Origin of the sequence: Streptomyces sp. DH12, from assembly GCF_020873895.1 — a bacterium.
Classification (GTDB): domain Bacteria; phylum Actinomycetota; class Actinomycetes; order Streptomycetales; family Streptomycetaceae; genus Streptomyces.
Window position 1 is genome coordinate 1 of sequence record NZ_JAHWGT010000426.1, and the last position, 623, is coordinate 623.

Annotated in this window: 1 protein-coding gene; it reads left to right on the plus strand. The window is 74.3% G+C overall.

Going from position 1 to position 623, the window contains the following annotated elements; translation table 11 throughout:
* Nucleotides 1-623: cell wall metabolism sensor histidine kinase WalK (locus LPA54_RS34965; protein ID WP_228984634.1), on the plus strand; the 623-nt coding region annotated here is incomplete at both ends.

Sequence of the window (623 nt, forward strand, 5' to 3'; positions counted from 1 at the left end):
GGTCACCGACGTACTGGACCAGCGGGTGGAGGGCGAGACGGGCGAGGCGCTGCGGCTCGTCAGCGAGGGCACGCAGCGGCTGAGCGTGCTGGTCGAGGACCTGATGGAGATATCACGCTTCGACGCGGGCGCGGCGCGGCTCCACCGCGACGACATCGACCTCGCCGAGTCCGTCCGGCACACGGTCGCCTCCCGCTGGCGCCCGGAGGAGGTCGAACTGCGGCTGCCCGCACCGGGCGGACTCCGCGCCCGCGTCGACCCGCGCCGGCTCGACGTCGTGACCGCCAACCTGGTCGGCAACGCCCTGCGCCACGGCCAACCGCCGGTCCGGGTGACGCTGGAGGCGCGGTGCGGCCTCGCCGTCCTCGAAGTCACCGACAACGGCCCGGGCATCGCTCCGGAAGCACTGCCGCACATCTTCGAGCGCTTCTACAAGGCGAGCACGTCACGGGCGAGGAGCGGGACCGGAAGCGGCGACGGGGACAGCAGCGGCCTCGGCCTGGCCATCACGGCGGAGAACGTCCGCCTCCACGGCGGCCGCATCCACGCGGCGAACCGCCCGGGCGGCGGCGCGGTCTTCACGGTGGAGCTCCCGCTGGACCGGGACGACGAGGGGGGTACGG